The 24,807-nt window shown below is 63.6% G+C and carries 20 protein-coding genes and 2 tRNA genes; 9 read left to right on the top strand and 13 right to left on the bottom strand.

Annotated features, from left to right (window positions below; translation table 11 throughout):
* Positions 1 to 62: 62 nt before the first annotated feature.
* The 4 genes from HV796_RS02670 to HV796_RS02655 all read left to right on the top strand — a co-directional run bounded on the left by HV796_RS02670 (position 63) and on the right by HV796_RS02655 (position 5,291).
* Complete coding sequence (locus HV796_RS02670) at positions 63 to 2,165, top strand: ABC transporter permease (RefSeq protein WP_175224905.1); 2,103 nt, start codon at positions 63 to 65, stop codon at positions 2,163 to 2,165.
* A 95-nt stretch (positions 2,166 to 2,260) separates the two neighbouring features.
* Positions 2,261 to 3,259, top strand: a complete 999-nt coding sequence (locus tag HV796_RS02665; protein WP_175224903.1) for a 3-hydroxyacyl-CoA dehydrogenase — start codon at positions 2,261 to 2,263, stop codon at positions 3,257 to 3,259.
* Between the two features lie 63 nt (positions 3,260 to 3,322).
* Positions 3,323 to 4,225 (top strand): SMP-30/gluconolactonase/LRE family protein, encoded by a 903-nt coding sequence (locus HV796_RS02660; protein ID WP_175224900.1) that lies wholly within the window; start codon positions 3,323 to 3,325, stop codon positions 4,223 to 4,225.
* 262 nt (positions 4,226 to 4,487) lie between these two features.
* Positions 4,488 to 5,291 (top strand): Crp/Fnr family transcriptional regulator, encoded by an 804-nt coding sequence (locus HV796_RS02655; RefSeq protein WP_175224899.1) that lies wholly within the window; start codon positions 4,488 to 4,490, stop codon positions 5,289 to 5,291.
* On the opposite strand, the gene HV796_RS02650 is transcribed toward HV796_RS02655, so the two are convergent.
* The 4 genes from HV796_RS02650 to HV796_RS02635 all read right to left on the bottom strand — a co-directional run bounded on the left by HV796_RS02650 (position 5,277) and on the right by HV796_RS02635 (position 9,563).
* The gene (locus tag HV796_RS02650; protein ID WP_175224897.1) at positions 5,277 to 5,948 is read right to left on the bottom strand and encodes an aspartate/glutamate racemase family protein; all 672 of its coding nucleotides are present in this window, start codon (positions 5,946 to 5,948) and stop codon (positions 5,277 to 5,279) included. The two genes, HV796_RS02655 and HV796_RS02650, sit on opposite strands and share 15 nt — an antisense overlap.
* Positions 5,949 to 6,006: 58 nt before the next feature.
* Positions 6,007 to 7,509, bottom strand: coding sequence for a sugar ABC transporter ATP-binding protein (locus HV796_RS02645; protein WP_175224895.1), 1,503 nt, complete (start codon positions 7,507 to 7,509; stop codon positions 6,007 to 6,009).
* Between the two features lie 40 nt (positions 7,510 to 7,549).
* On the bottom strand, positions 7,550 to 8,497 hold the full coding sequence (locus HV796_RS02640; protein WP_175224893.1) for a sugar-binding protein: 948 nt from the start codon (positions 8,495 to 8,497) through the stop codon (positions 7,550 to 7,552).
* A 67-nt stretch (positions 8,498 to 8,564) separates the two neighbouring features.
* On the bottom strand, positions 8,565 to 9,563 hold the full coding sequence (locus HV796_RS02635; RefSeq protein WP_246355647.1) for an ABC transporter permease: 999 nt from the start codon (positions 9,561 to 9,563) through the stop codon (positions 8,565 to 8,567).
* Positions 9,564 to 9,875: 312 nt separating this feature from the next.
* On the opposite strand from HV796_RS02635, the gene HV796_RS02630 reads away from it, so the two are divergent.
* The 3 genes from HV796_RS02630 (at position 9,876) to HV796_RS02620 (ending at position 12,459) form a co-directional block, all read left to right on the top strand.
* The gene (locus HV796_RS02630) at positions 9,876 to 10,778 is read left to right on the top strand and encodes an NAD-dependent epimerase/dehydratase family protein (RefSeq protein ID WP_175224891.1); all 903 of its coding nucleotides are present in this window, start codon (positions 9,876 to 9,878) and stop codon (positions 10,776 to 10,778) included.
* A 233-nt stretch (positions 10,779 to 11,011) separates the two neighbouring features.
* Entirely contained in the window at positions 11,012 to 11,839 is an 828-nt protein-coding gene (locus HV796_RS02625) for a DUF1223 domain-containing protein (RefSeq protein WP_175224890.1), read from the top strand.
* A 149-nt stretch (positions 11,840 to 11,988) separates the two neighbouring features.
* Entirely contained in the window at positions 11,989 to 12,459 is a 471-nt protein-coding gene (locus tag HV796_RS02620; RefSeq protein ID WP_246355659.1) for a cytochrome P460 family protein, read from the top strand.
* Between the two features lie 187 nt (positions 12,460 to 12,646).
* Here the strand turns inward: HV796_RS02620 and HV796_RS02615 are convergent.
* Together HV796_RS02615 and gltX are read right to left on the bottom strand one after the other, a co-directional pair.
* A tRNA-Ala gene (locus tag HV796_RS02615) sits at positions 12,647 to 12,722 on the bottom strand.
* A gap of 98 nt (positions 12,723 to 12,820) precedes the next feature.
* Positions 12,821 to 14,242 (bottom strand): glutamate--tRNA ligase, encoded by a 1,422-nt coding sequence (gene gltX, locus HV796_RS02610; protein WP_175224885.1) that lies wholly within the window; start codon positions 14,240 to 14,242, stop codon positions 12,821 to 12,823.
* Between the two features lie 357 nt (positions 14,243 to 14,599).
* Here gltX and HV796_RS02605 point away from each other — a divergent pair, with 357 nt between their 5' ends.
* Positions 14,600 to 15,580, top strand: coding sequence for a patatin-like phospholipase family protein (locus tag HV796_RS02605; RefSeq protein WP_246355646.1), 981 nt, complete (start codon positions 14,600 to 14,602; stop codon positions 15,578 to 15,580).
* 173 nt (positions 15,581 to 15,753) lie between these two features.
* On the opposite strand, the gene HV796_RS02600 is transcribed toward HV796_RS02605, so the two are convergent.
* The 5 genes from HV796_RS02600 to HV796_RS02580 form a co-directional block, all read right to left on the bottom strand.
* On the bottom strand, positions 15,754 to 16,482 hold the full coding sequence (locus HV796_RS02600; RefSeq protein ID WP_175224882.1) for a C40 family peptidase: 729 nt from the start codon (positions 16,480 to 16,482) through the stop codon (positions 15,754 to 15,756).
* 121 nt (positions 16,483 to 16,603) lie between these two features.
* Positions 16,604 to 18,244 (bottom strand): ABC transporter ATP-binding protein, encoded by a 1,641-nt coding sequence (locus HV796_RS02595; RefSeq protein WP_175225014.1) that lies wholly within the window; start codon positions 18,242 to 18,244, stop codon positions 16,604 to 16,606.
* Between the two features lie 8 nt (positions 18,245 to 18,252).
* Positions 18,253 to 19,359, bottom strand: a complete 1,107-nt coding sequence (locus HV796_RS02590; protein WP_175224880.1) for an ABC transporter permease — start codon at positions 19,357 to 19,359, stop codon at positions 18,253 to 18,255.
* Position 19,360: 1 nt separating this feature from the next.
* On the bottom strand, positions 19,361 to 20,401 hold the full coding sequence (locus HV796_RS02585) for a microcin C ABC transporter permease YejB (RefSeq protein ID WP_175224878.1): 1,041 nt from the start codon (positions 20,399 to 20,401) through the stop codon (positions 19,361 to 19,363).
* 66 nt (positions 20,402 to 20,467) lie between these two features.
* Positions 20,468 to 22,495: an extracellular solute-binding protein gene (locus HV796_RS02580; RefSeq protein WP_175224876.1), complete on the bottom strand. Its 2,028-nt coding sequence runs from the start codon at positions 22,493 to 22,495 to the stop codon at positions 20,468 to 20,470.
* A 147-nt stretch (positions 22,496 to 22,642) separates the two neighbouring features.
* On the opposite strand from HV796_RS02580, the gene fabI reads away from it, so the two are divergent.
* Positions 22,643 to 23,434, top strand: a complete 792-nt coding sequence (gene fabI, locus HV796_RS02575) for an enoyl-ACP reductase FabI (RefSeq protein ID WP_175224874.1) — start codon at positions 22,643 to 22,645, stop codon at positions 23,432 to 23,434.
* 188 nt (positions 23,435 to 23,622) lie between these two features.
* Here the strand turns inward: fabI and HV796_RS02570 are convergent, their stop codons facing one another.
* Positions 23,623 to 23,952, bottom strand: coding sequence for a hypothetical protein (locus HV796_RS02570; RefSeq protein WP_175224872.1), 330 nt, complete (start codon positions 23,950 to 23,952; stop codon positions 23,623 to 23,625).
* Between the two features lie 543 nt (positions 23,953 to 24,495).
* Positions 24,496 to 24,589, bottom strand: a tRNA-Ser gene (locus HV796_RS02565).
* Between the last annotated feature and the right edge of the window lie 218 nt (positions 24,590 to 24,807).

The following is a 24,807-nucleotide window of genomic DNA, read 5'->3' as shown; positions in this document are numbered from 1 at the left end:
AAGGACGCCGCAGTGAACGCGATCGACCCGGCCCCGCGCCATTCAGGTTACAAGGAAACATCATGAGCAACGCAATCGCCTCTCCCGACAGCGAGATCGTGCGGCCCGGCGCGCGCCTTGGCCTCGGGGCTCGCATCGACCATTATCGCGGCCTGATCATCGCGATCGGCGCGCTGGTCGCGATGCTGATCGCGTGGATCGCGCTGTCCGCGACACCGGTCGGCTTCTACGACGTCGGCTCGCTCATTTCGAGCGCCACGACGCTCGCGCTCGTCGCGATCGGGCAAACGATCGTCGTATTGAGCGGCGGCTTCGATCTGTCCGCGTCGGCGGTGCTGTCGCTCGCGAACGTGCTCGCCGTGCGTTTCGTGCACGGCACGCCGGTCGAGCAATGGGCCGGCGCCGCGCTGATCATCGCGATCGGCGGCGGGTTTGGCCTGATCAACGGCGCGCTGATCGCATGGTTCCGGCTGCAATCGATCGTCGTCACGCTCGCCACGATGTTCATGGTGCAAGGTCTGACGCTGTTGATCCAGAACAAACCGGGCGGCAGCGTCGGCGACCAGTTCGCGGGCTTTATCACGTCCGATCTGATTCCGAACAAGCTGCCGATGTCAGCCGGCATCCTGATCGTCGCGCTGCTTGTCTGGGCATTTGTGCGCCGCACGCGCTTCGGCGTCGGCCTGTATGCGATCGGCAGCGAGCCCGATAGCGCGTATGCGAACGGCACGCCGGTCACGCGCTACCGGATCATGACCTATGTGCTCGCCGGCATGTTCTACGCGGCCGCGGGGCTCTATGTGTCCGCGCAAACCGGTTCCGCCGATCCGCTCGTCGGACGGCCGCTGCTGCTGTCGATGTTCACCGCGGTCGTGCTCGGCGGCACGTGGCTCGGCGGCGGACGCGGAGGCTGCGTGGGCACCGTGTTCGCCGCGATGACGCTGATGCTGACCGTCAATATCATGCTCGTGCTGAACGTGTCCGCGTTTTTCACGACGATCGCCGAAGCGGTGATTCTGATTCTCGCGGTGCTCGGTTCGTCGATCGGCAAGCAGTCGGCCGCGCATGAATCCGCGCGGCACGCGCTGCAGTGGATGAAAGCGTGGCGCACCGGCACGCGCGCGCAGAACGGACGCAGCGGCGCGCGCCGCGTCAGTTTCGAAGTCAAGGACTTCAAGCCGATCGCGAACACCGAGCTGTCGGGCCGTTGGCTCACCGATTGGATCGAACGCAATCGCGAGTGGGTGAAGTACATCGTGCCCGCGTATCTGCTTTTTCTCGGCGTCATCGCGGTCACCGGCTTCGTCTACGGTCCGGGCGTTCTCGTCAGCGCGAATTTCTATAGCAGCCTGCTGACGCTCGCGTTGTTTCTCGCGATTCTCGGCCTCGGCCAGGGCGCGGTGATTCTGACCGGCGGTCTCGATCTGTCGGTGCCATGGCTGATCACGATGTCAGGCGTGCTGCTGACCGGCCTCACGCATGGTGTGAATGATGCCGCCTGGTGGGCGGTGCCGGCCGTGCTCGCGGCCGGCTTGCTGGTGGGGCTGTTCAACGGTATCGGCGTCGTCATGCTCGGCCTGCCGCCGATCGTCGTCACGCTGGCGGCGAACGGCCTCCTCCAAGGGCTCACGCTGATCTACTGCAACGGTTCGCCGCAAGGCTGGGCGCCGCCCGCGATCGCCAGTTTCACCAATGATCACGTCGGACCGCTGTCGCTCGCCGCGTGGAGCGTGCCGCTCGTGCTTGCGATCGCGCTGCTGCTGTTGCATCGCACCGCGTTCGGCCGGCGCGTCTATGCGGTCGGCAACTCGCCGGCCGCCGCGAAGCTGTCGGGCGTGCGGGTCGGCGCGACGCTGATCGCCGTGTACTGCCTGTCGGCGCTCTGTTCGGCTGTGGTCGGCTTGCTGCTCGCGGGCTTCAGCAACCAGGCTTTTCTCGGCATGGGCGACCCGTACCTGCTGCCGTCGATCGCGGTCGTGGTGGTCGGCGGTGCGCTGATCACCGGCGGACGCGGCCACTATCTCGGCGTGTTCGGGGGCGCGCTGCTGCTGACCGCGCTCGGCACGCTGCTGGCCGGCACCACGGTGCCGCCCGCGGTACGCGACATCATCAATGGTCTCGTGGTGCTGGCCGCGGTGATCACGCTGCGCGACCGCAAGGGGTAACCGGGTCCAACACGAGCAAGGACGTACGCCGCGACGGCTGCATCGAACATCCGGCAGCCACGCAGCGCACGCTGCTTACGACGACGAGGCAAGCGATGACGAATTCAGAACGACCGGCTGAAACGAATGGACCGACGGCAACCATAAAACCGACCGGCCCCATCGCGATCATCGGCACCGGCCGGATCGGCCGCGCATGGGCGATCGTATTCGCCCGCGCGGGCTTGCCCGTGAAACTGCATGACGCGGACCGCACGATGCTCGACGGCGCGGTGCCGGCGATTCGCGACAGCCTCGCGGATCTCGCGCGCTATGACCTGATCGACGACACGCCTGCCGCGATCGCCGCGCGGATCACGCCGTGCGCGACGCTTGCCGATGCGGTGCGCGACGCCGAACTCGTGCAGGAGAATGTCCCGGAGCGCGTCGACGTGAAGCGCGCGATGTTCGCCGAGCTTGACCGTCTCGCCCGCCCCGATGCCCTGCTCGCGAGTTCGACCTCGGCACTGACCGCTTCGACGTTCACCGAGTCGCTTGCCGGCCGTGCGCGCTGCTTCGTCGCGCATCCGGTAAATCCGCCGTCGCTGGTGCCACTGGTCGAGCTGTGCGGCGCGCCGTGGACCTGCGTCGACACGCTCACGCGCGCCCACGCGCTGTATGAAGCGGTCGGCCAGAAGCCGGTGGTCGTCGAAGGCGAAATCGCGGGCTTTCTGCTGAATCGCTTGCAAGGCGCACTGCTTGACGAGGCGATGAGCCTCTACGAACAGGGCTACGCGAACGCGGCCGACCTCGATACCGTGATGCGCGACGGCCTCGGTCTGCGCTGGGCGTTCATGGGTCCGTTCGAGACCATCGACCTGAACGCGCCGGGCGGCGTCGCCGATTACGCGCATCGCTATGCCAACCTGTACAAAGGTCTCGCGAGCGAACGGATGCCGTTCGACTGGTCGCCCGCGACGATCGAAAAGCTCGCAGCCGAGCGCGATGCGGTATTGCCGCGTGCCGACATCGAAGCGCGCAGCCGCTGGCGCGACCGGCGGCTGATGGCGCTGCTCGCGCACCGGCGCAAGGATGCCGGCGACGCAGGCCGATAAGCATCGCGCGATGGCGCGCCAACCGTTGAATTCCAACCGCAACACCGAACGATGGAGACATTCATGATCGAAACCCGCCTGCTGGTCGACGCGAACAACCATCTGGGAGAAGGTCCGCTATGGGACGTGAAGGAACAGCGTCTGTACTGGATCGACAGCACCGCCGCCGAGATTTACCGCTGCCGCGCGGACGGCAGTGAGGTCGAGCGCTTTTTCGTGCCGACGCATATCGGCTCGATGGCGCTTCGCGAAAACGGCGGCGCCGTGGTCGCACTCGCCAACGGCCTGCACTTCTACGATTTCGACGCGCAAACGGTGCGTCTGATCGCCGACCCGGAAAGCGACGACCCGGAGACGCGCTTTAACGACGGCAAAGTGGACCGGCACGGCCGCTTTGTCGCGGGCACGATGGCGTACGACTTCGACCGCTTCGACGCGGATCGCGGCCAGCGCCCGACGCGCAGCGGCGGCCTGTATCAGCTCGGCACGGACGGCAAACTCACGTGCCTCGAGCGCGGCATCAGTTGCTCGAATGGACCATGCTGGAGCCCCGATAACCGTACGCTGTACTTCACCGACACCTACGACCGGCTGATGTACGCGTACGACTACGACATCGAAACCGGTCACGCCACGCATCGCCGCGTATTCGCGTCGGCGTGCGACATGGCGGGCACGTTCGATGGCGCGACTGTCGATGCCGAAGGCTATGTCTGGAGCGCGCTCGTATTCGGCGGACGCATTCTGCGCTTTGCGCCCGACGGCAAGCTCGACCGCATCGTGCCGTTTCCGGTGCGCAATCTGACCAGCGTGATGTTCGGCGGCCCGAATCTCGATGTGCTGTATGTGACGACGATGGGCCGCCCGATGTGGGGCATCCCGCAGAAGGAGCGCGACCGCGGCGGTCTGTTCGCGGTGACCGGCCTCGGCGTGAAAGGATTGCCTGAGCCGCGTTTCGCGGGATAACGCGAGCCGTAGATTCGCAGGCCGATCATGTTTCGCTTGTGTCTTTGCACGCCGCGCTCAGCACGCGTTTGCCATGCTGCGCGGCTTCTCCCTACACCCGGCTTACATCGCGAAGCCGAATCGCTTCGCCTCCGCACAGCGCGTTTGCAACACGCTGGTTAGAATAGCCGGCAACCGGGCGGCATGGGTGGCGCCGCCTGAACGCAGCGTGCGCTCGCCGGCATGGACCGCAGCCAGTGCCGCAAACAAAGGAGACAACGCGATGTGGTTCGTCGGAAAAAGCGAGCTTCTCTCGCTGATTGAGCGCCATTGCCTCGAAGAGGTGATGCCCGCCTTCAGCGATCACCGCAGCCTGCGCAAGAACGCGATCATCTACCGGCCTGAAGAGCGCAGCGAGTCCGTGTACCTGCTGAAGGTCGGGCACGTACGGCTGTACCGGCTCACCGAGGACGGCCAGGAAATCACGCTGTCGTTTATCAAGGCCGGCATGATCTTCGGCGACGGCGACGTGCTCAACGAAGCGAACTACTCGCATTACGCGCAGACGCTCGCGGAGAGCCGGATCTGCTATATCCGCAAGGCCGACTTCAAGGACCTGCTCACGCGCTACGACGCGATCAACCAGTTCGTGCTGAGAAGCCATCATCAACGCTGGCAGGAAGCGCAGAAGATGATCGAGAACCTGTCGCTACACGATGTGCGCAAACGCCTGGTCAATATCCTGTCGATGTTCGCGACGCAGATCGGCACGCCGTTCGCGCATGGCGAACTTGCCGGCGCGCTACTCATCGACCTGACCATCGCGCAGGACAAGCTCGCGGAATTTATCGGCACCTCGCGGGAATCGGTCAACCGGCATTTCAGCGATCTGAAAACGGCGGGTCTCGTCGATACGCACGAGCGCAAGATCGTGCTGACGCCCGCCTTCGTCGCGCAGTTTCTGCCGGGTTTCGCGATGCCCGCGGCCACCGGCGCGCCAGCGCGCAGCGTAAGCGCGACGGCGGTCACAGCGGCCCCGTCGATCCCGGCGAATCAGGATCACGCCGCGCCTTTAGCGCGTGCCTGATCGCGCGCTTTCCAGCGCGCCCTTGAGTGACGCGACACCGCTTTTCGGGCTGGACAGCACCGGCACACGCGTCGCGCCGAGCGTCGGCACGAGCCGCGCCATCGACACTTGCGCGAGCACGACCACGTCCACTTCGTCCGCGAGCCCGACGATGGTCCGCTTCAGGATCTCGTCGTGACGCTCGGTGTCGCCTGCCAGCAGCGCTTCGAATGCCGCTTCGGCCACGCGCTCGACCACGGTCACCTCACGTTTCTGCTCAGCCGCTTTCTTGCGGATCTGCCGCACGGTCGGCTCGAGCGTCGTCTTCACGGTCGCGACCACGCCGATCCGTGTACCGATGCGGCTCGCCTCGAGCGCCATCGCTTCGTCAATCTTGACGATCGGCGTGCGGATCATCCCGCGCAGCAGATCGACCGCCTCGCCGACCGACGAGCACGCGTTCAGAATCATGTCCGCGTGCATCGCCTGCGCATTCGCCATATAGCTGTACATTCGCTGCGTGACTTCCGGCGTCAGATGGCCGGCCGCGCGCACATCGTTCAGCAGGCTGTCGTCGACGATATTGATCACGCGGGCGTCCGGCAGTTGCTCTTTCAATTGATCCTTCAGCGGCTGCACCGTCACCGGACCGGTATGCACTACGACAATCGTGGTCATCTTCGTTGCATCTCCATTTAAAAGAACCGTTGTGTGCCGACGTTCGTCGCGGCGCCCGCTACGCGGTGGCCGCCGCCATCACGCGTTCCTGCGTCGCCTCCGCACGGTTGAACACGCCGTTCAGGCGCCCTTCGCGCACGACCAGAATACGATCGCTGATCGCCAGCACCTCCTGCAAATCCGATGAGATCGCGATAATCGCGATTCCCTGCGCGGCAAGCCGCCCGAGCAGTGCGTGCACCTCCGCTTTCGCGCCGATATCGATGCCGCGCGTCGGCTCATCGACGATCAGCACGCGCGGCTCGCGCGCGACCCATTTCGCGAGCACGACCTTCTGCTGGTTGCCGCCGCTCAGGTTGATCACCTTCTGCTCGATCGACGGCGTCTTCACGCCGAGCGTGCGCACGAACTGGCGACAACGCGCGTCTTCGGCCGCGCGTCTGACGAACTGGAACGGCGCATACGCTTCGAGATGCGTGAGACTGAAGTTCTCGCGCACGCTCATGCCCGCCACCAGCCCCTGCCCCTTGCGGTCTTCGGTCGCAAAACCGATGCCCTGCGCGATCGCATCGTGCGGGCTGGCGATCGACACCTTCGTGCCTTCGATCAGCACGTCACCCGTGCACGGCCGCATGCCGAAGATCATCTCCATGATCTCGGTGCGCCCCGAGCCGACCAGACCCGCGATGCCGAGAATCTCGCCGCGATGCACCGCAAAACTGATATCGCGAATTCGCGCCGCTGTGCGATCGCGCGTTCGTAGCGACAGATTGCGCACTTCGAGCACGACTTCGCGCGTCGCATGCGATTCGCAGACCGCGTACAGGTCGCTCAACTCGCGATCGACCATCTTGCGCACGAGCCACTCGCGCGTCACGTCCGCCATCGTCGCGCTGCCGACGGTCGAGCCGTCGCGCAACACGGTCACACGGTCCGCGAGCTCGAACAGTTCTTCGAGCCGATGCGAAATATAAACGATGCCGATGTTCTGCGCGCGCAGCCGTTTGATCAGATCAAGCAGGATGCGTGTCTCGTGGTGGCTCAGCGATGCGGTCGGCTCGTCCATGATGATGATTTTCGAGTCGCACGAAATCGCTTTAGCGATCTCGACCATCTGCTTCTGGCCGACGCTCAGCGCACTCACCGGCGTGCGCGGATCGAGCGACATGCCGATCGTGTCGAGCAGCGCGCGCGCCGCATCGTTCATCCGCGCGCGGTCGATCAGGCCGAAGCGGTTGCGCGGTTCGCGCGCGAGAAAGAGGTTCTCCGCGATCGTCAGGTTATCGACGACCGATAGCTCCTGATAGATGATCCCGAGACCGAGCGCGCGCGCGTGATTGCCATCGCGCAGCACGACCGGCTCGCCTTCGATCCGTATCTGTCCGCCGTCATCGGGCGCGAGCACGCCGGTCAGAATCTTCATCAGCGTGCTCTTGCCCGCGCCGTTCTCGCCGGCCAGCGCGAGCACTTCGCCGCGCGCGACGGACAGCGTCACGCGGTCGAGCGCACGCACGCCGGGAAAGGTCTTCGAGATATCACGGACTTCGAGAAACGGTGTCATCGCGTCGCCTGGTTCGCTAGTTCGCTAGTCCCCTGGTTCGCTATTTCGTATAGCTGCTCAGGTTGTCCTTCGTCACGACGGTCACGCCGGTGTCGATATCCTTCGCCTGCGTTTCGGTGCCCTGGATCTGCGCGACGAGGTGCTCGACCGCGAGCTTGCCCATCGTCACCGGCCGCTGCACCATGATCCCCTGAATGGTGCCGTCGCGAACGCCCTTCACCGTGTCAGGCAGATCGTCGAAGGCGAGCACTTCGAGCTTGCCTTTCATCGACCCGAACTCGCGCGTATCCAGCACTTTCGCGACCGCGGGGCCGCCGACCTGGCTCACGCCGAAAATCCCTTTCAATTGCGGATGGGCGCGCAGCGTCGTTTCGACCACCGATACGCCTTTTGCGAGATCGTCATCGGTCCCCTGCGTCTCGACGATCTTGATGCCCGGATAGTTCGCGAGCCCCTTTTTGATCCCGCCGATCCGCTCGTTCAGATTCACCGCGCCGAGCTGCCCGGTGATGATCGCGACATCGCCATGGCCATCTAGCGCCTTCGCCATGGTCTGCGCCATCTGCTCGCCGGCCGCCTCGTTGCTCGTGCCGATATACATCGACCGCCCGCTGCCGGGCGAGTCCGAGTCGTAGGTCAGCACCTTGATGCCGCTCTTTTCCGCGCGTTTCATCACGCTTTCGACCGACTTCGGTTCATTGACCGAAATCGCGATGCCGTCGACATGCTTCGAGATCAGGTCTTCGATAATCTGCACCTGCGTCGAGCCTTGCGTGTTCTGCGGCACGACCCATTGATACTTCACGTCGAGCTTGCCCGCTTCCGCCTGCGCACCGTGGTTGCAGTCGTCGAAGAACGGCACGGCGACCTTGGGAATCACCGCGATCGAAATGTCCTTCGCGTCTTTCGCATAGGCCGCGCCCGACGCGAGCGCGAAAATCACCAGCAGGCATTGCGCGGTGGCCGCGCGACGCAGGGTGTGTTGCATGACGTCGTCTCCAGGTTTGTGGGTTGAATGATCAATCGCACAGCACGCGCGAGCCCGGCATCGGACCTTAGCGCCCCTTGCGGCGCAGCCGCCAGATGTCGATACTCACCGCGATCAGGATCACGCAGCCGGTAATGGTCTGCTGCGCATAGGTGTCGATATTGAGCAGCACCACGCCGTTGGCGATGATGCCGGCCAGCGCCGCGCCGATAATCGCGCCTTCAACGCTGCCGACGCCGCCCGACAGGCTTGCGCCGCCGATCGCCGCCGCCGCGATCACGTCGAGTTCCGCGCCGAAGCCGGCGGCGGGCTCGGCAGAGACGAAACGCGAGAAACTGATCACGCCGGCAAGCGCGGCGATCAGGCCGGAAAACGCATAGACCGTGAATTTCACGCGTGCGGTGCGCACGCCGCTCAACAGCGCGGCGGTCTCGTTACCGCCCGTCGCGTACACGTGCCGGCCGAATCGCGTGCGCCGCATCACCACCGAAAAGCACACGGCTACCACCGCCATCACGACCACCGGAAACGGGATGAAGCCGATATAGCCCTGGCCGATGAAGGTGAAGCTGTCGGGCACATCGGGCGTGACCGGCACGCCCTTCGTGATGATGTACATCAGGCCGCGCCCGATCGACAGCGTGCCGAGGGTCGCGATAAACGGCGGCAGGTGGATGCGCGTGACGAGCAGTCCGTTGAACGCACCGACGATCACGCCGGTCAGCAGTCCGGCTGCGACCGCGGCGGATGCGCCGAGGCCATGCTGGAACGCAAGCGCGGTCAAGAGCGATGACAGGCCCATGACCGAACCGACCGAAAGATCGATCCCGCCCGTTATGATGACGAGCATCATGCCCACCGCCATGATGGCCGTCAGCGAAAACGAGCGAAACACGCCCATCAGGTTGTTGGTCGTCAGGAAGTACGGCGAAAACACGCTGATCAGCGCGCCGACGAGGATCAGCACCGCCAGAATGTTCAGTTCGCGGATCCGCAGGCACGCCCGCAGCAGCGCGAGCGCGGCGGGCACGACCGGGGCTTCGGTTTTCGACGGAATGGCTCTCAACGGACGTCTCCTCGCTGTCGTGCCGTGCGGCGCTATCTGTGCGAATAAGCGGCGGTCGCGCTCGACATCGGGACGATCTTAGGTGCAGAGGGCGCTCCGAAACTGTGACGGGCGTCATACAAACGCATTGGGGTTGTCCCGGAAGGCGGTCGATGCGTCGCGTCGCAGCGCCGACTATGACGTCCGTCACAGCCACCGTGGCGCGGAAATCGCTAAGCTTCGGGTAAGGTACGGACCGTGGCGTGTATCTGACTGGAATCTGGCGAAAAAGCGAGTCCGGCCCCTCAAATTTTCTTACAAGGAGCAAAGCGCATGACGAAGCGAGTGATTGTGACCGGCGGCAGCGGCCTCGCCGGCAAGTGGGTCGTCGAGGACCTCGTCGAGCACGGCTATGAAGTGATGAACCTCGACCGCGTGCCGATGCCCAAACGCACCGCGCGCACGCTGATCACCGACATCACCGACGCGGGCCAGGTCTTCAATGCGCTTGCATCGAGCACCGCGCCGGCCGAGTTCGTCGACGATCTCGAGCCGAAGCCGATCGATGCGATCGTCCACTTCGCGGCGATTCCGCGCATCATGATCACGCCCGACAACGAAGTGTTCCGCATCAACGTGATGGGCACCTACAACATTCTCGACGCCGCGTCGAAACTCGGTATCCGCAAGGTGATCGTCGCGTCGAGCGAGACCACGTATGGCGTGGTGTTTGCGCACCGGCACCGCAACCCGCAGTATTTTCCGCTCGACGAGCAGTATCCGGTCGACCCGATGGACAGCTACGCGACATCGAAGGTGATCAATGAAGTGACCGCCAGGGCGTTTCATGCGCGCACCGGTTCGGACATTTACTGCTTCCGGATCGGCAACGTGCTCGATCCCGAGGACTATGCGAAGTTCAAGGTGTGGCTGAAGGACCCGGGCATGCGCAAGCGGATTGCGTGGAGCTATATCGACGGACGCGACCTGGCGCACGCGTGCCGCCTCGCAATCGAAAAGGACGGGCTCGGCTTCGAGGTGATGAACGTGGCCGCCGACGACGTGTCGTCCGATGTGCCGACCGCCGAACTGCTCAAACGCTACTACCCGGAGGTGCCGGTCAAGAAGCCAATGGGCGAGTTCGAGACGCTGCTCAGCAATGAGAAATTGAAGCGCCTGCTCGGCTGGAAGCAGCAACACTACTGGCGCGACGAGGCAAAGAAGCACGGCGGCTAAATACGCGCGGCACACGCGTATCGAACATCCTGCAGCATCGGGCGCGCGAGAAGCGCGCCCGCCCGCCTTTTTTGTATCGCAATGTATCTATACACACGGCAGCGATACAAAACACCGCGCATGGACAACATTTGCGCGGCTGCATTGCGTGCTCACGCAGCCCCTTCGGACATAAACCCGATACGTGCATACGTTCCAATGCGTGAACAGATCACGCTCTCTGGAATATGACCATGCGGGTATCAACATGCTTCGCGCACGCTGCACTTCTAGTCTCAGGCATCGCCGTCACCGCGCACGCCGCGCCGGAGCGCGCGTGCAGCGTCGCTAGCCCCGCGCATCGCGTCGCGCTGGTTGAGCTTTACACAAGCGAAGGCTGCGACAGCTGTCCGCCCGCGGATAACTGGCTGAGCCAGTTGAACCAGCAAAACCGTGAACGGCACCGCGATAGCGTCGTGCCGCTCGCGCTGCACGTCGACTACTGGGACAACGCCGGCTGGCGCGACCGCTTCGCCCAGCCCGCCTTCACCGCGCGGCAGAAGTATCTGAGCTCGACGGCCGGCTCGGGCGTCGTTTATACGCCGGCGGTGTTCGTCGGTGGGCGCGAGATGCGCAGCTGGTCCAGCACGACGAGCTTCAACGAACGCGTGCAGGAACTCAGCTCGCAGCCGGCGCCGGCCGACATCCGGATCGGCGCACAGGCGACGCCGTCCGGCACGGTTGCATTCGACGCGCGCATCGATGCGCGCACGCCGCTTCCCAGCGATGCGTTCGCGTACGTGGCGGTGTATCAGGACGGATTGCGCAGCGACGTCAAAGGCGGCGAGAACGCCGGCGCGACGCTGCATCACGACCGCGTGACACGCAACTGGATCGGGCCCGTGCCGATCGTCGGCGGTCACGCGCGAATAACCGGCACTTATGCGGTGAGCGCGACGAGGCAAGGGGTGGTCGCATTCGTTCAGCGCGAGTCGACCGGCGAAGTGCTGCAAGCCGCCGAGCTGCCCCGCTGCGACGCAGCGGGTGGTGCCAGCGGCGGCGGCGCTCAACCGGTACGATGACAACAGCATCCACGCAAGCGGCCGGTTTCGGGCGCTTGATACCTGGCAATACGTACCAATGGTTGCGTGCTCAAGCGCCGAACACCCACGGAAGCAAAAGGAACTCGCCGATGAAATGGACTCGAAGCGGCCTCGTCGCCGCGGTGCTGATGTCACTCGCGTCTTTCACCCTAACGTTGAACGCGAGTGAAGCCCGCGCCGAAGCAGCGTCGCCGATCTACGGTGTGACGATTCCGCACGGCTACCGGAAATGGCAGTTCGTCGCGCCCGCCGAGGAAGCGGATCCGCTCAATGAATTGCGCATCGTGCTCGGCAACCCGACCGTGATGAAGGCGCTGGAGAAGAACACACTACCGTTCCCCGATGGTTCGATACTCGTGAAGCTCGCGTGGAAACGCGTGCCGTCAGCCGAATTCGGGCCCGCTTCGGTGCCGGGCGCCGCGACCACTGTGCAGGTGATGGTCAAGGACTCGAAGCGCTATCGCGACTCCGGCGGCTGGGGCTTCGGCCGATTCATCAACGGCCAGCCCGCTGATCTCGCGCAACATCAAACGTGCTTTGCCTGTCACGAGGCGCGGGTGAAGAATCACGATTTTGTTTTCACGCGACTCGCGCCGTAGTGATTCGTCGCGAACGGCCACGCGCGCGAGCACCCGCGCCGGCAGATTCACGACGCGACGGGAGTAGCAAAACAGAACGTAGAAAAAACAAAGCCCCGACAAACTGTTCGGGGCTTTTTCGTGTACTGCTCGTTTTGCTGCTTATTTTGCTACTTCAGATTCTGTCTGCAGACCTGTGCGATCTGTTTGGTGGAGGTAAGCGGGATCGAACCGCTGACCTCTTGCATGCCATGCAAGCGCTCTCCCAGCTGAGCTATACCCCCTTGCAGAACAGAAGCGAGATTGTAGACACCAAATCCGGCTTTGTAAATACTTTCGTATTCGCGGGCGCAACGCAGCGCCGATGCGCCCGCGCGTCGCTTTAACCGAGCGCCTGACCGATCCGACGCACCACCGTATCGCGGCCGAACAGCATCAGCACGCTGTCGATCGAAGGCGTATGCGTGGTCCCGGCCACCAGCAGCCGCACCGGCATCGCGAGCTGCGGCATTTTCAGCTTGTGCGCGGCGAGCACGGCCTTCATCGCGGCCGCAATCGCTTCCTTCGTCCACTCGACGGTCTTCAGCGCATCGGCCAGTTCCGCGAGCGCCGGACGCACTGCGTCGGTCACGTGCTGCGCGAGCGCGTCCGGTTCCGGGTTCGGCTCGCGATAGAACATCGCGGCATTCTCCGCGATTTCCTTCACCGTCGATGCGCGGTCCTTCAGCAAGCCGACCACGGCGGCAAGATCCGCGCCGTTCTCGAGCGATGCTTCGTCGATGCCGAGTTCCGCGAAGAATGGCTTCGCGAGCGCCGCCAGACGGCCGTTATCCGCTTCCTTGATGTAGTGGGCGTTCAGCCAGTTGAGCTTGTCGTGATCGTATTGCGCGGGCGACTTGCCGAGATGCTCGAGATCGAACCATTCGATCAGTTGCTCGCGCGAAAAAATTTCGGCATCGCCGTGCGACCAGCCGAGCCGCGCGAGATAGTTCAGCACCGCTTCCGGCAGATAGCCGGCATCGCGGTAGCCGACCACGCTCATCGCGCCGTGCCGCTTGCTCATCTTTTCGCCCAGCTCGTTCAGCACGGTCGGCAAGTGTGCATAGACCGGCACTTCGCCGCCCAGCGCGCGCAGGATGTTGATCTGGCGCGGCGTGTTGTTCACGTGATCGTCACCGCGAATCACGTGCGTGATGCGCATGTCGAGATCGTCGACGACCACGCAGAAATTGTAGGTCGGCGTGCCGTCCGGACGCGCGATCACCAGATCGTCGAGTTCCTCGTTCGAGATCTCGACCTGGCCCTTCACCGCATCGTCCCATGCGACCACGCCCGTCAGCGGGTTGCGAAAGCGCATCACCGGCTGGACGCCCGCGGGCGGCGTCGGCAGCACCTTGCCCGGCTCCGGGCGCCATGTGCCGTCGTAGCGCGGCTTCAGGCCCGCCGCGCGCTGCCGCTCGCGCAGCGCGTCGAGTTCTTCCGTCGACATGTAGCACGGGTAGGCGAGGCCCTGTTCGACCATGTGCCGCACCACTTCGCGATAACGGTCCATCCGCTGCATCTGGTAGAACGGGCCTTCGTCGAAATCGAGGCCGAGCCACGCCATGCCTTCCAGGATCGCGTCCACCGACTCCGACGTCGAGCGCTCGACGTCGGTGTCTTCGATACGCAGAATGAACACCCCCTTCGACTTGCGCGCGAACGCCCACGGATACAGCGCGGAGCGGATATTGCCGAGATGGATGAAACCGGTGGGACTCGGTGCAAAGCGGGTGCGAACGGGAGTATGGGCGAAAGCGGTCATGAACGGTTACTCGAAGGCGGATGCCGGCATACGGCAACCAGACGGGTGGCGCCGGGGGGCGGGTTGATGCACGGTTGACGCACGCGTGCCGGACAGGCCAGACGGGCTGAACAAGCCACATGCAGCAAACGCATCAAGCACACCCGACGCATCAGACGGACCAGACGCGCGATCCGGTGCGGCACCTGCGGCACGCCAGGCAGCGCGGCTGCGAACGAATCGCGAAGAGGCGAATTATACCTGTGCGGCACCGTACCGATTCGATCGGCTTTTTTAGAGCGGAACGCCTTTGTCGCGCGATGGGTGCTTTGCTTTATGATGTGCGCCGCAACCCGCATGCCGCTGCTGGAGAATTCGTTGAAACCGTCCTCGCCTTGTCTTTCGCGCCGCACCTTTTCGCTGGCTGCGGCATCAGCCGTGCTCGGCGCCTGCGCGCTGCCCGGCGGCAGCAAACCCGAATCCGAGCCCGTCAAACCTTCCGACAGCACCGCTGCCAACACGGCACCGCCCGCCCTGTCGACCACACCCCCCGTCGTCAAGCCGTCGCGGCCGCTGCGCGTCGGCCTCGCGCTCGGCGGCGGCGCCGCGCGCGGCTTCGCGCATATCGGTGTGATCAAGGCGCTCGAGGCACGCAACATCCCGGTGGACCTGGTGTGCGGCACGAGTGCCGGCTCGGTGGTCGGCGCGCTCTACGCGTCCGGGATGAACGGCTTCGCGCTGAACCGGCTCGCGCTGAACATGGACGAGGCATCGATCAGCGACTGGGCGATGCCGTTTCGCACACGCGGCTTTCTGCAAGGCGTCGCACTGCAAAACTATCTGAACAAAACGCTCGATAACCGGCCGATAGAAAAGATGGTCAAGCCGCTCGGCGTCGTCGCGACCGATCTGCAAACCGGCCAGCCTATCCTGTTTCAACGCGGCAATACCGGCATTGCGGTGCGTGCATCATGCAGCGTGCCGTCGATCTTCGAGCCGGTGAAGATCGGCGCGCACGAGTATGTCGACGGCGGCCTCGTGAGCCCCGTGCCGGCCTCGTTCGCGCGCCGGATGGGCGCCGACTTCGTGATCGCCGTCGACATCTCCCAGCGTCCGGAAACCGGCCTCACGGACAGCTCCTTCGACGTGCTGATGCAGACCTTCACCATCATGGGCCAGACGATCAAGGCCTACGAACTCGACAAGTATGCGGACGTCGTGATCCGCCCGAATCTCGCGGCGATGAGCGGCAGCGACTTTGGACAGCGCAACGCGGCGATTCTCGCCGGCGAGGAAGCAGTCGCGAAGATCATGCCGGAATTGCAGCGCAAGCTGGTGGCAAGCCGTGTCGCGGCGTGACGATGCAAGCGTGCTCGCGCAGTCACCGTCCGCAAAACGCGTTCGGTTCCATGCGGCCGACGCGATAACAGCAGCGTAAAAACGAAAGGCCCGCTTCCGGTCGGTTCCGGCAAAGCGGGCCTTTCACTATTCGCACAGCGGACTGCCGGAGTGCGACAGTCATCCGACATCGGTCAGTTGTCGCCACCGAGCGTCGCGCTCACACGGCGACGAAAATCTTGCTGCTCGGCCGGCGAAAACGACGTCTCGACGCGACGTGCACCGGTGAAACGCTTTTCCCAGTACGCGTCGTCCATATCGTCGACGCGGATCGTGCTGCCCGTCGATGGCGAGTGCACGAACTTGTTGTCGCCGATGTAGATGCCGACGTGCGAGAACGTGCGACGCATCGTGTTGAAAAACACGAGATCGCCCGGTTTCAGGTCGGCCACGCGGACCTTCTCGCCGACGCGGCTCATTTCCTCCGCACGGCGCGGCAACGCGAGGCCCAGCGTGTCCTGGAACACGTAGCGCACGAAACCGCTGCAATCGAGTCCGGAATCGGGCGACGAGCCGCCCCAGCGGTAACGCACACCAATCAGGTTGAGCGCGCCCACCACGACGTCCCCAGCCTTGCCGGCGACGCCGGAAAGGAACGAACGCGCGCGACCCCCGGTGCTCGGCGGCACGTCGCTCGGCGCGCTCGATGCATTGCTGCTGGACGAACCGCTCGAGGAAAACGAGGAAGGAATCAGGACATTCGACCCGGCGTTCGAGAAGCTGGCGGGGGTCGAAAACGGGGCATTCTGGTTAAAGCTGCTTACTTCGTCGGCGTTTGCGCCGGTAGCTGCCGCCATCAGTACGCCAATGAACATCCCGGCGACGACGTGCGTGCAAGCCTGGGTGAGAGATCGGTGCTGCATTGGTCGGTAGATTTTGCCTAAAAATCAGCGGACTAGAAAAAAAGTTTGGTCGATACTAGCCAGTAAGTATTCAAGTGTCAAAAGAAATAGAAAAATACAATCGAGATCAACATACAATTGGTTACAACAGTGAGTTTTCACCACCAGACGCCGCCGCAAGCAGCTTTCGGGTGTAAGGATGCACGGGAGACGCAAAAATTTTCTCAACGTCCCCGCTCTCGACAATCGATCCGTTTTTCATGACGGCGACACGATGGGCCATCGCGCCGATCACCGCGAGGTCGTGGCTAATAAATATGAAGCCGAGGTTATATTTCCGCTGCAAGCCAGCCAGCAGCTTTAACACCTGCTGCTGAATCGAGACATCGAGCGCGCTGGTCGGTTCATCGAGAATCAGAATGCGCGGCTCCAGAATCAGCGCACGGGCAATCGCGATGCGCTGCCGCTGACCGCCGGAAAACTCGTGTGGGTAACGGTAGAGCGCGGTGCGGTCGATGCCGACCTCGCGCAGCACCGCCACCACTTTTTCACGGCGCGCGGCCGGGTCGAGCTGCGGGCGATGCAGCGCGAGCCCTTCGCCGACCAGTCGCTCGATCGTATAGCGCGGCGACAGCGAGCTGAACGGGTCCTGAAACACGACCTGCAGGTTCGAGCGCAGCGTGGTCTGCTCCCGGCCGCGGTAACTCGCCAGCGCCCTGCCCTGAAATTCGATGGCGCCCTGCGTGGCGCGCTGCAGGCCGAGCAGCGCCATCGCGAGCGTCGATTTGCCTGAGCCCGACTCGCCGACGATGCCCAGCGTCTCGCCCTGGCGCACCGAGACCGTCGCGGCGTCGACCGCGCGAAAACGCCCGGATCGGAACCAGCCGGCAACGCCCGGCAGCTTCGTCTTGAAATCGACCGACACGTCGCGTGCGTCGAGCAACACCGGCGCAATCGGCAGCACCGGCACCACGGTGCGCTCGGGACGGCTTTGCAGCAGGCGTTGCGTGTACGGATGCTGCGGCGCCTCGAAGAGCTGCTCAACAGGCCCGCTTTCGACCAGCACGCCCTTCTCCATCACCGCGACGCGTTGCGCAAAGCGGCGCACGAGGTTCAGGTCGTGTGTGATCAGCAGGATCGCCATGCCGCGCTTTTGCGCCTCGTCACGTTGCAGTTGCAGCAGCAACTCGACAATCTGCGCGCGAATCGTCACGTCGAGCGCGGTGGTCGGCTCGTCGGCGAGCAACAGGCGCGGCCGGCACGCGAGCGCCATCGCGATCATCGCGCGCTGCCGCTGTCCGCCCGACAACTGATGAGGGTAGCTATTGACCCGCTTGCCGGGCTCCGCGATGCCGGTGTGCCCGAGCAGCTCGACCGCGCGCTTGCGTGCGTCGGCAGCCGATACGCCGTCGTGCAGCACGATCGTCTCCGCGATCTGCTCGCCGATGGTGTACAGCGGGTTCAACGCGGTCATCGGCTCCTGGAAGATCATCGCGACATCGGAGCCGCGCAGCCCGCGCATCGCGCGCTCGCTTTTTGTCAGCAGGTCCACGCCGTCGAAACGGATGGCGCCGCTGGTCTGCGCGTCATGCAGCAGACGCAGGATTGACAGCGCGGTCACGCTCTTGCCCGAGCCCGATTCGCCGACCAGCGCAACGCGTTCGCCGCGCGCGATCGAGAACGAGATGTCGTTGACCGCGACCGTTTCGCCGAAACTGACACGCAGACGTTCGACCTCCAGCAGCGGCCCATGCTGTGTCCGATCGGCCGCCTGGCTTTGCATCGCGTCGCTCACTGGTTGCCTCCGGCGCGCATCGCATCGGACAGGCGCGTGTCGAGCGCGTTACGCAGCGCATCGCCCATAAACGTCAGCAGCAGCAATGTGAACACCAGCACGCAGAACGTCGACAACGAGATCCACCATGCGTCGAGATTCGCCTTGCCCTGCGACAGCAGTTCGCCGAGACTCGGGGTCGGCGGCGGCACGCCGAGGCCGAGAAAATCGAGGCTCGTCAGCGCGAGAATTGCGCCGCTCATCCGGAACGGCAGGAACGTGATGACCGGCGTCAGGCTGTTCGGCAGCACGTGGCGCCAGATGATCTGCCAGTTCGACAGTCCCATCGCGCGCGCGGCGCGTACGTAGTCCTGTTGCCGGTTGCGCAGAAACTCCGCGCGCACATAGTCCGACAGGCCGATCCAGCCGAACAGCGACAGCAGCACGATTAGCAGGATAAAGCCCGGCTCGAAAATCGACGCGAAAATAATGAGCAGATACAGTTCCGGCAGCGCGCTCCAGATTTCGATCAGCCGCTGGCCGACGATGTCGGTCTTGCCGCCGAAAAAGCCTTGCACCGCGCCCGCCAGCACGCCGAGCAGCGTGCCGATCACGGTCAGCACGAGCGCGAACTCGACCGATACGCGAAAGCCGTACACCAGCCTCGCGAGAAGATCGCGGCCCTGTTCGTCGGTGCCGAGCCAGTTGTCGCGCGATGGCGGTGCCGGATTCGGCACTTTCGAGAAGTAGTTCAGCGTGTCGTAGTAGTACGGATTCGGCGGATAGACCGCGAAGTTGCCGTTCAGCGAGAAGCGATGCCGAATGTACGGGTCGAGGTAATCGGCCGGTGTCGGGAAGTCGCCGCCGAACGTGGTTTCCGGGTAGGTCTCGAACAGCGGGAAATACAGATGGCCGTCGTAGCGGACCACCAGCGGCTTGTCGTTGCACCACAGCGGCGCCGCGAGGCTCGCCGCGCACGCGACGATAAAGACGATAAGGCTCCAGTAGCCGAGCCGCTGCCGCCTGAAACGCAGCCACACGCGGCGTGCGGGTGAAGGCGAGACGAACGCGCGCACTGGCGTATCGCGCGAGATCGGTTCGGCATCGGTGCGGACGCGGCTCAAGTCAGCGCTCCAGTTGTTCGAATTGAATGCGCGGGTCGACCCACACGTAGCAGAGATCGGAAATCAGCTTCGTGACGAGCCCGATCAGCGTGAACAGGTACAGCGTGCCGAGCACGACCGGATAGTCGCGCCGCATGACCGACTCATATGACAGCAGGCCAAGACCATCGAGCGAGAACAGCGTCTCGATCAGCAGGCTGCCGGTGAAGAACGCGCCGATAAACGCCGCCGGGAAACCGACAACGAGCGGCAGCAACGCATTGCGAAAGATATGCTTCCAAAGCACGCGCCGCTCGGAGAGCCCCTTCGCGCGCGCGGTCAGCACATACTGCTTGCGGATTTCGTCGAGGAACGCGTTTTTCGTCAGCATCGTCACGACCGCGAAGCTGCCGACCACCGACGCGACGATCGGCAGCGTGATGTGCCAGAGATAGTCGAGAATCTTGCCGCCGATGCTCAACTGGTCCCAGTTGTCCGACACCAGATTGCGCAGCGGAAAGAGCTGCAGGAAGCTGCCGCCGCCGAACAGCACGAGCAGCAGCACCCCGAGCACAAAACCCGGGATCGCGTAACCGATCAGCACGATCAGGCTCGTCGCGATGTCGAAACGCGAGCCGTTGCGGACCGCCTTGGCGATACCGAGCGGGATCGATATCAGATAGGTCAGAAAGAACGTCCAGAGTCCGATGCTGATCGACACCGGCAGCTTCGACACGATCAGCGACCACACACTCTGGTGACGGAAATAGCTTTGCCCGAGGTCGAACTGCGAGAAGCGCTTGAGCATCAGCCCGTAGCGCTCGAGCGGCGGTTTGTCGAAGCCATACAGCGCCTTCAGTTGCGCGACCTGCTGCGCGTCGACGCCGGTATGCGCGCGCAGCCCGAACGGTGCGCCGCCTTCCGCGTTGTTGCGGCGCAATTCATGCACCGCCTGCTCGACGGGACCGCCCGGCACGAACTGGATCACGATAAAGGTGACCGTCAGTACACCGAGCAGCGTCGGAATCATCAGCAGCAGACGTTTGAGGATGTAACTCCACATGGCGGCAACCCGGGGTGGTGAGGCAGTCGATAACAAAATACGTTGCACAACGGACGCAGCGCGCCGCTATTGGCGGCTGGCGGCCTGCGCCTGAGCGCCCGGCTGCTGTGCCGATGGCGGCGGCGCGAACCACCACATCGACACGATCCAACCTTCCGCCGAATAGTACAGCGGCAAGGTCGTCGGCCACGCGAGCCCGCGCTTGAACGCGACGCGATGCGTCGCGCTATACCATTGCGGCACCACATAGTAACCATGCAACAGCACACGGTCGAGCGCGTGCGTCGCGTCGGTCAGTTGCTCGAGCGTCTGCGCGCCGACCAGCGCGCGCAGAATCGCATCGACCGCCGGCGACTTGATACCGATCAGGTTGCCCGAGCCCGGCTCGTCGGCCGCCTTGCTGCCGAAGCGATCGACCATGTCGGCGCCGGGCACCTGCACATCCGGGTAACGCAGTGTCGTGACGTCGAAATCGAACGCATCGAGGCGCTTCTGATAGACAGCGAAATCGCTCACGCGCAACCGCGCGACGATGCCGAGCTTTTGCAGATTGCGGATATACGCTGCAATGATCGGCTCGAAACTCTGCGCGGAGCCGGAATCGTCAAGAATCTCGAATTCGAACGGCTGGCCCTTCGCGTTACGCAGCGCGCCATCACGATAGGTCCAGCCCGCCTGCGCGAGCAGTTCGCGCGCGGCCAGCAGATTCGCGCGCAGCGAGCCGGGCGGATCGGTGTTCGGCTGCGCGGGCGGCGGGCCGAACACCGCTGGATCAAGCTGCGCGCGCCACGGCTCGAGCAGCTTTAACTCACCCGGCGACGGCAGCCCCTTCGCCTGCCAGTCGGTGTTGACGAAGTAACTGTCGATCCGCTTGTACTGGTTGTAGAACAGCTGCCGGTCGAGCCATTGAAAATCGAGTGCGAGATCGAGCGCCTTGCGCACCCGCGCGTCCTGGAACAGCGGCCGCCGCTGGTTCAGGATAAAGCCCTGCATGCCCGTGCCGTTGTGCTGCGGGAACTCGCGCTTGATCAGCTCGCCGTTGTCGAAGCGCTTGCCGACGTCGCGCCGCACCCAGCTGCGCGCGATGTACTCGACGAGTGCGTCGTACTCGCCGGCCTTGAATGCCTCGAGGCGCGCGGTCGGGTCGCCGTACAGCTTGTACTGGATCCGGTCGAAGTTGAACATGCCGATCCGCACCGGCAGTTTCGATCCCCAGTAGTTCGGGTCACGCTGGTACGTGATGTTGCGGCCATTGTCATACTGCTCGATCAGGTAAGGTCCGCTACCGATCGGCTTTTCGAATGCGAGCTGATCGAACGGCGTGCGGCTGCCGTCGGGCTTCACGCCCCACTTGCGAGAGAACACCGGCATGCTGCCCGCGAGCAGCGGCAACTCGCGGTCGCGCTGGCGGAACTCGAAGCGGATCGTGCTCGGGTCGAGCACGACCGCGCGCGTGATGTCCGCGAAATATGCGGCGTATTGCGGCGCGGCCTTCGGGCTCTTCAGCGTGTCGAGCGAAAATTTCACGTCGTCGGCGGTTACCGGATCGCCGTTCGAAAAATGCGCATGAGGATTGATGTGAAACGTGGTCGACAGACCATCCGGCGCGACGGCGATGTCGTCCGCAAGCAGGCCGTACGCGGTGGCGACTTCGTCCGAGCTGCCGGTCGTGAGGCTCTCGAACAGCATGTCGATGCCCGGCGCCGCGTTGCCGCGCAGCGTGAACGGATTGAACTTGTCGAAGCTCGTCTGCCGGTTCGGATTGGCCAGCACGAGCGTGCCGCCCTTCGGCGCATCCGGGTTCACATAGTCGAAGTGCTTGAAGTCCGGCGGGTATTTCGGGTTGCCGTATTGCGCGATCGCATACGCAGCGAAGGCCGGCTGCGCGAACAGCAACGCCGCGGATAGCAAACCGCAAACGCCCAGTAATGCATGCCACGCGCGTGTGCGGGCGGGCGTTGCGGCGCGCGGGCGGGCCGCCGTGGCGCACGCCTGCTTCGCGCAACGCGCGCCGCCCGCGCCATTCGACAGCAAACGAATCACAGAGCGCAACACCTCGCGGTGTGGTTCAAGCCATCGTGAGCCAAGCGTCATGGGTGCCTTATCAGGGAGGTGCGCGGGAAGTGTACGCGGAAAGCGCGCAACGAGCGGCCGGTTGCAATGTGAGAGAATTCTACCGAAAATCCCCCGCGCACCCGCACCAGGCGGACTTGCGGCGCACCGACCTCATTAGGAGAATTCATGGGCTTCCTCGCTGGCAAACGTATCCTGCTGACTGGCCTGCTGTCGAATCGTTCAATTGCTTACGGCATCGCGCAGGCCTGCAAGCGCGAAGGCGCCGAACTCGCGTTCACTTATGTCGGCGACCGCTTCAAGGATCGCATCAGCGAGTTCGCCGCGGAATTCGGCAGCAATCTGGTGTTTCCGTGCGACGTTGCGGAAGACGCGCAAATCGACGCGCTGTTCTCGTCGCTGAAGCAGCATTGGGATAGTCTCGACGGCGTTGTGCATTCGATCGGCTTCGCGCCGCGCGAGGCGATCGCAGGCGACTTCCTCGACGGCGTCACACGTGAGAACTTCCGCATTGCGCACGACATTTCCGCGTATAGCTTCGCAGCACTCGCGAAAGCCGCGCAGCCGATGCTATCGAACGACGCGGCACTGCTCACGCTGACCTATCTCGGCTCGGAGCGCGCGATTCCGAACTACAACACGATGGGACTCGCCAAGGCATCGCTCGAAGCGAGCGTACGTTACCTCGCGGTATCGCTCGGCAGCAAGGGCGTACGCGTGAACGGCATTTCGGCCGGCCCGATCAAGACACTCGCCGCAAGCGGCATCAAGGGCTTCAGCAAGATTCTCGATTTCGTCGAAGACAACGCGCCGCTCAAGCGCAATGTGACGATCGAACAGGTCGGCAATACCGCGGCTTTCCTGCTGTCGGATCTGGCGGCCGGTGTGACCGCGGAGATTCTGCACGTCGACAGCGGCTTCAATGCGGTGGTCGGCGGGATGGCCGCGGCGGTGGAGTAACCGCGCGTTTGTATTCGCGGCCCGAGGTTGAGCCCCGGTCGTTACGTGGATCGTTGCGCAGATCTTTGCGCAGGTCGTTGCGGGCACAACCGATATGAAAAACCGCCCGATTGGGCGGTTTTTTTGCTAGTCGACGATTTCGGGCGTGCTGCCACGCGCAGCGACTTTGCGCTGCGCGCTGGCCTTGCTTAGTGCCAGTGATCGTGACCGTGATCCGGGCCACGGCCGTGGTAGCCACCGTGATGGCGATACCAATCGTCACGCCCCCAGTAGCGGCGGCCGTCCCAGTAACGATCGCCGTGCCAGCCGATGTAGATCGAGGGCACAGCCACTACCGGGGCCGGCTGATAAACGACCGGCGGCGGGGGCGGCGGTGCGTACACCGGAGGCGGCGCGACGTACACCGGCGCGGGAATGCCGATGTTGACGCCAAGATTCACTCCTCCAGCCATTGCCGCACTCGAAGCGCCGATTGCCAGCGCACCGACCAGTAACGGAACAAGACGCGTGGTCTTCATGTGTTCACCTATTTTGCGAGTGTGTGTGTTCGTGTTGTCGACTACCTGCGTCTCAATATAACAAACAGACGCGGACCGCATATTTCAACTTTGTAATAACTGATGCACAAGATCGCGTCTTTGTGCCTGCTGTAACGTTCAGTTACATGCGATAGGGTTTCGTGACGCAACGGCGACGTGCGACCGTTGCGCGACATATCGGCAACACCGCGAAAAACTTGACAGTGCGCCGACGTTGACGCTAGAGCGTTAGTTGTCACGATCGCGTCTGTTTCACGTGTTTTCCGTCCATATAGTGCGCAAAAGATGCCGCCGTCGCGCAGCATGCGTGTTACACCGCGCATCTATTTACCTGGGTATGCCAGGTAATCGGGGATGGCCATGCAGCGCATGCGTGCTGCTTGACCCGCATCAAGTCGTGCGCACGCTGGCAACCCATAAAACAGGTTGCACCCGCGCGATAACCCAACGCGCCTTACCGGAAAACCCGAAAAAAATAAAACCCCGTAAGTCCGAGAACTTACGGGGTTTCACCGCCATTGCTGGCGGAGACGGAGGGATTCGAACCCTCGATCCAGGTTTTGGCCCAGATGCTCCCTTAGCAGGGGAGTGCCTTCGACCTCTCGGCCACGTCTCCCAAACCTTCGCTCGCGCCAGGGAGGCAGCGCGACGAAGCCAAGATGATAGCGGGTTCACGATAACTGGTCAATTTCCCTGGCACAATTTTTATGCCAGCCATGTCACCGCATTGTCATCGCCACAGCCCGGCTGTTTAGCCCGCTTATCGAACCAACGAGTGGATCAAACGAGTGGAGCAACGAACGGAGCAACGAACGGAGCAACAAGCGGAACGGA

This window comes from Paraburkholderia humisilvae, from assembly GCF_902859855.1.
GTDB classification, from domain to species: domain Bacteria; phylum Pseudomonadota; class Gammaproteobacteria; order Burkholderiales; family Burkholderiaceae; genus Paraburkholderia; species Paraburkholderia humisilvae.
This window is presented reverse-complemented; position numbering and strand designations above follow the sequence as displayed.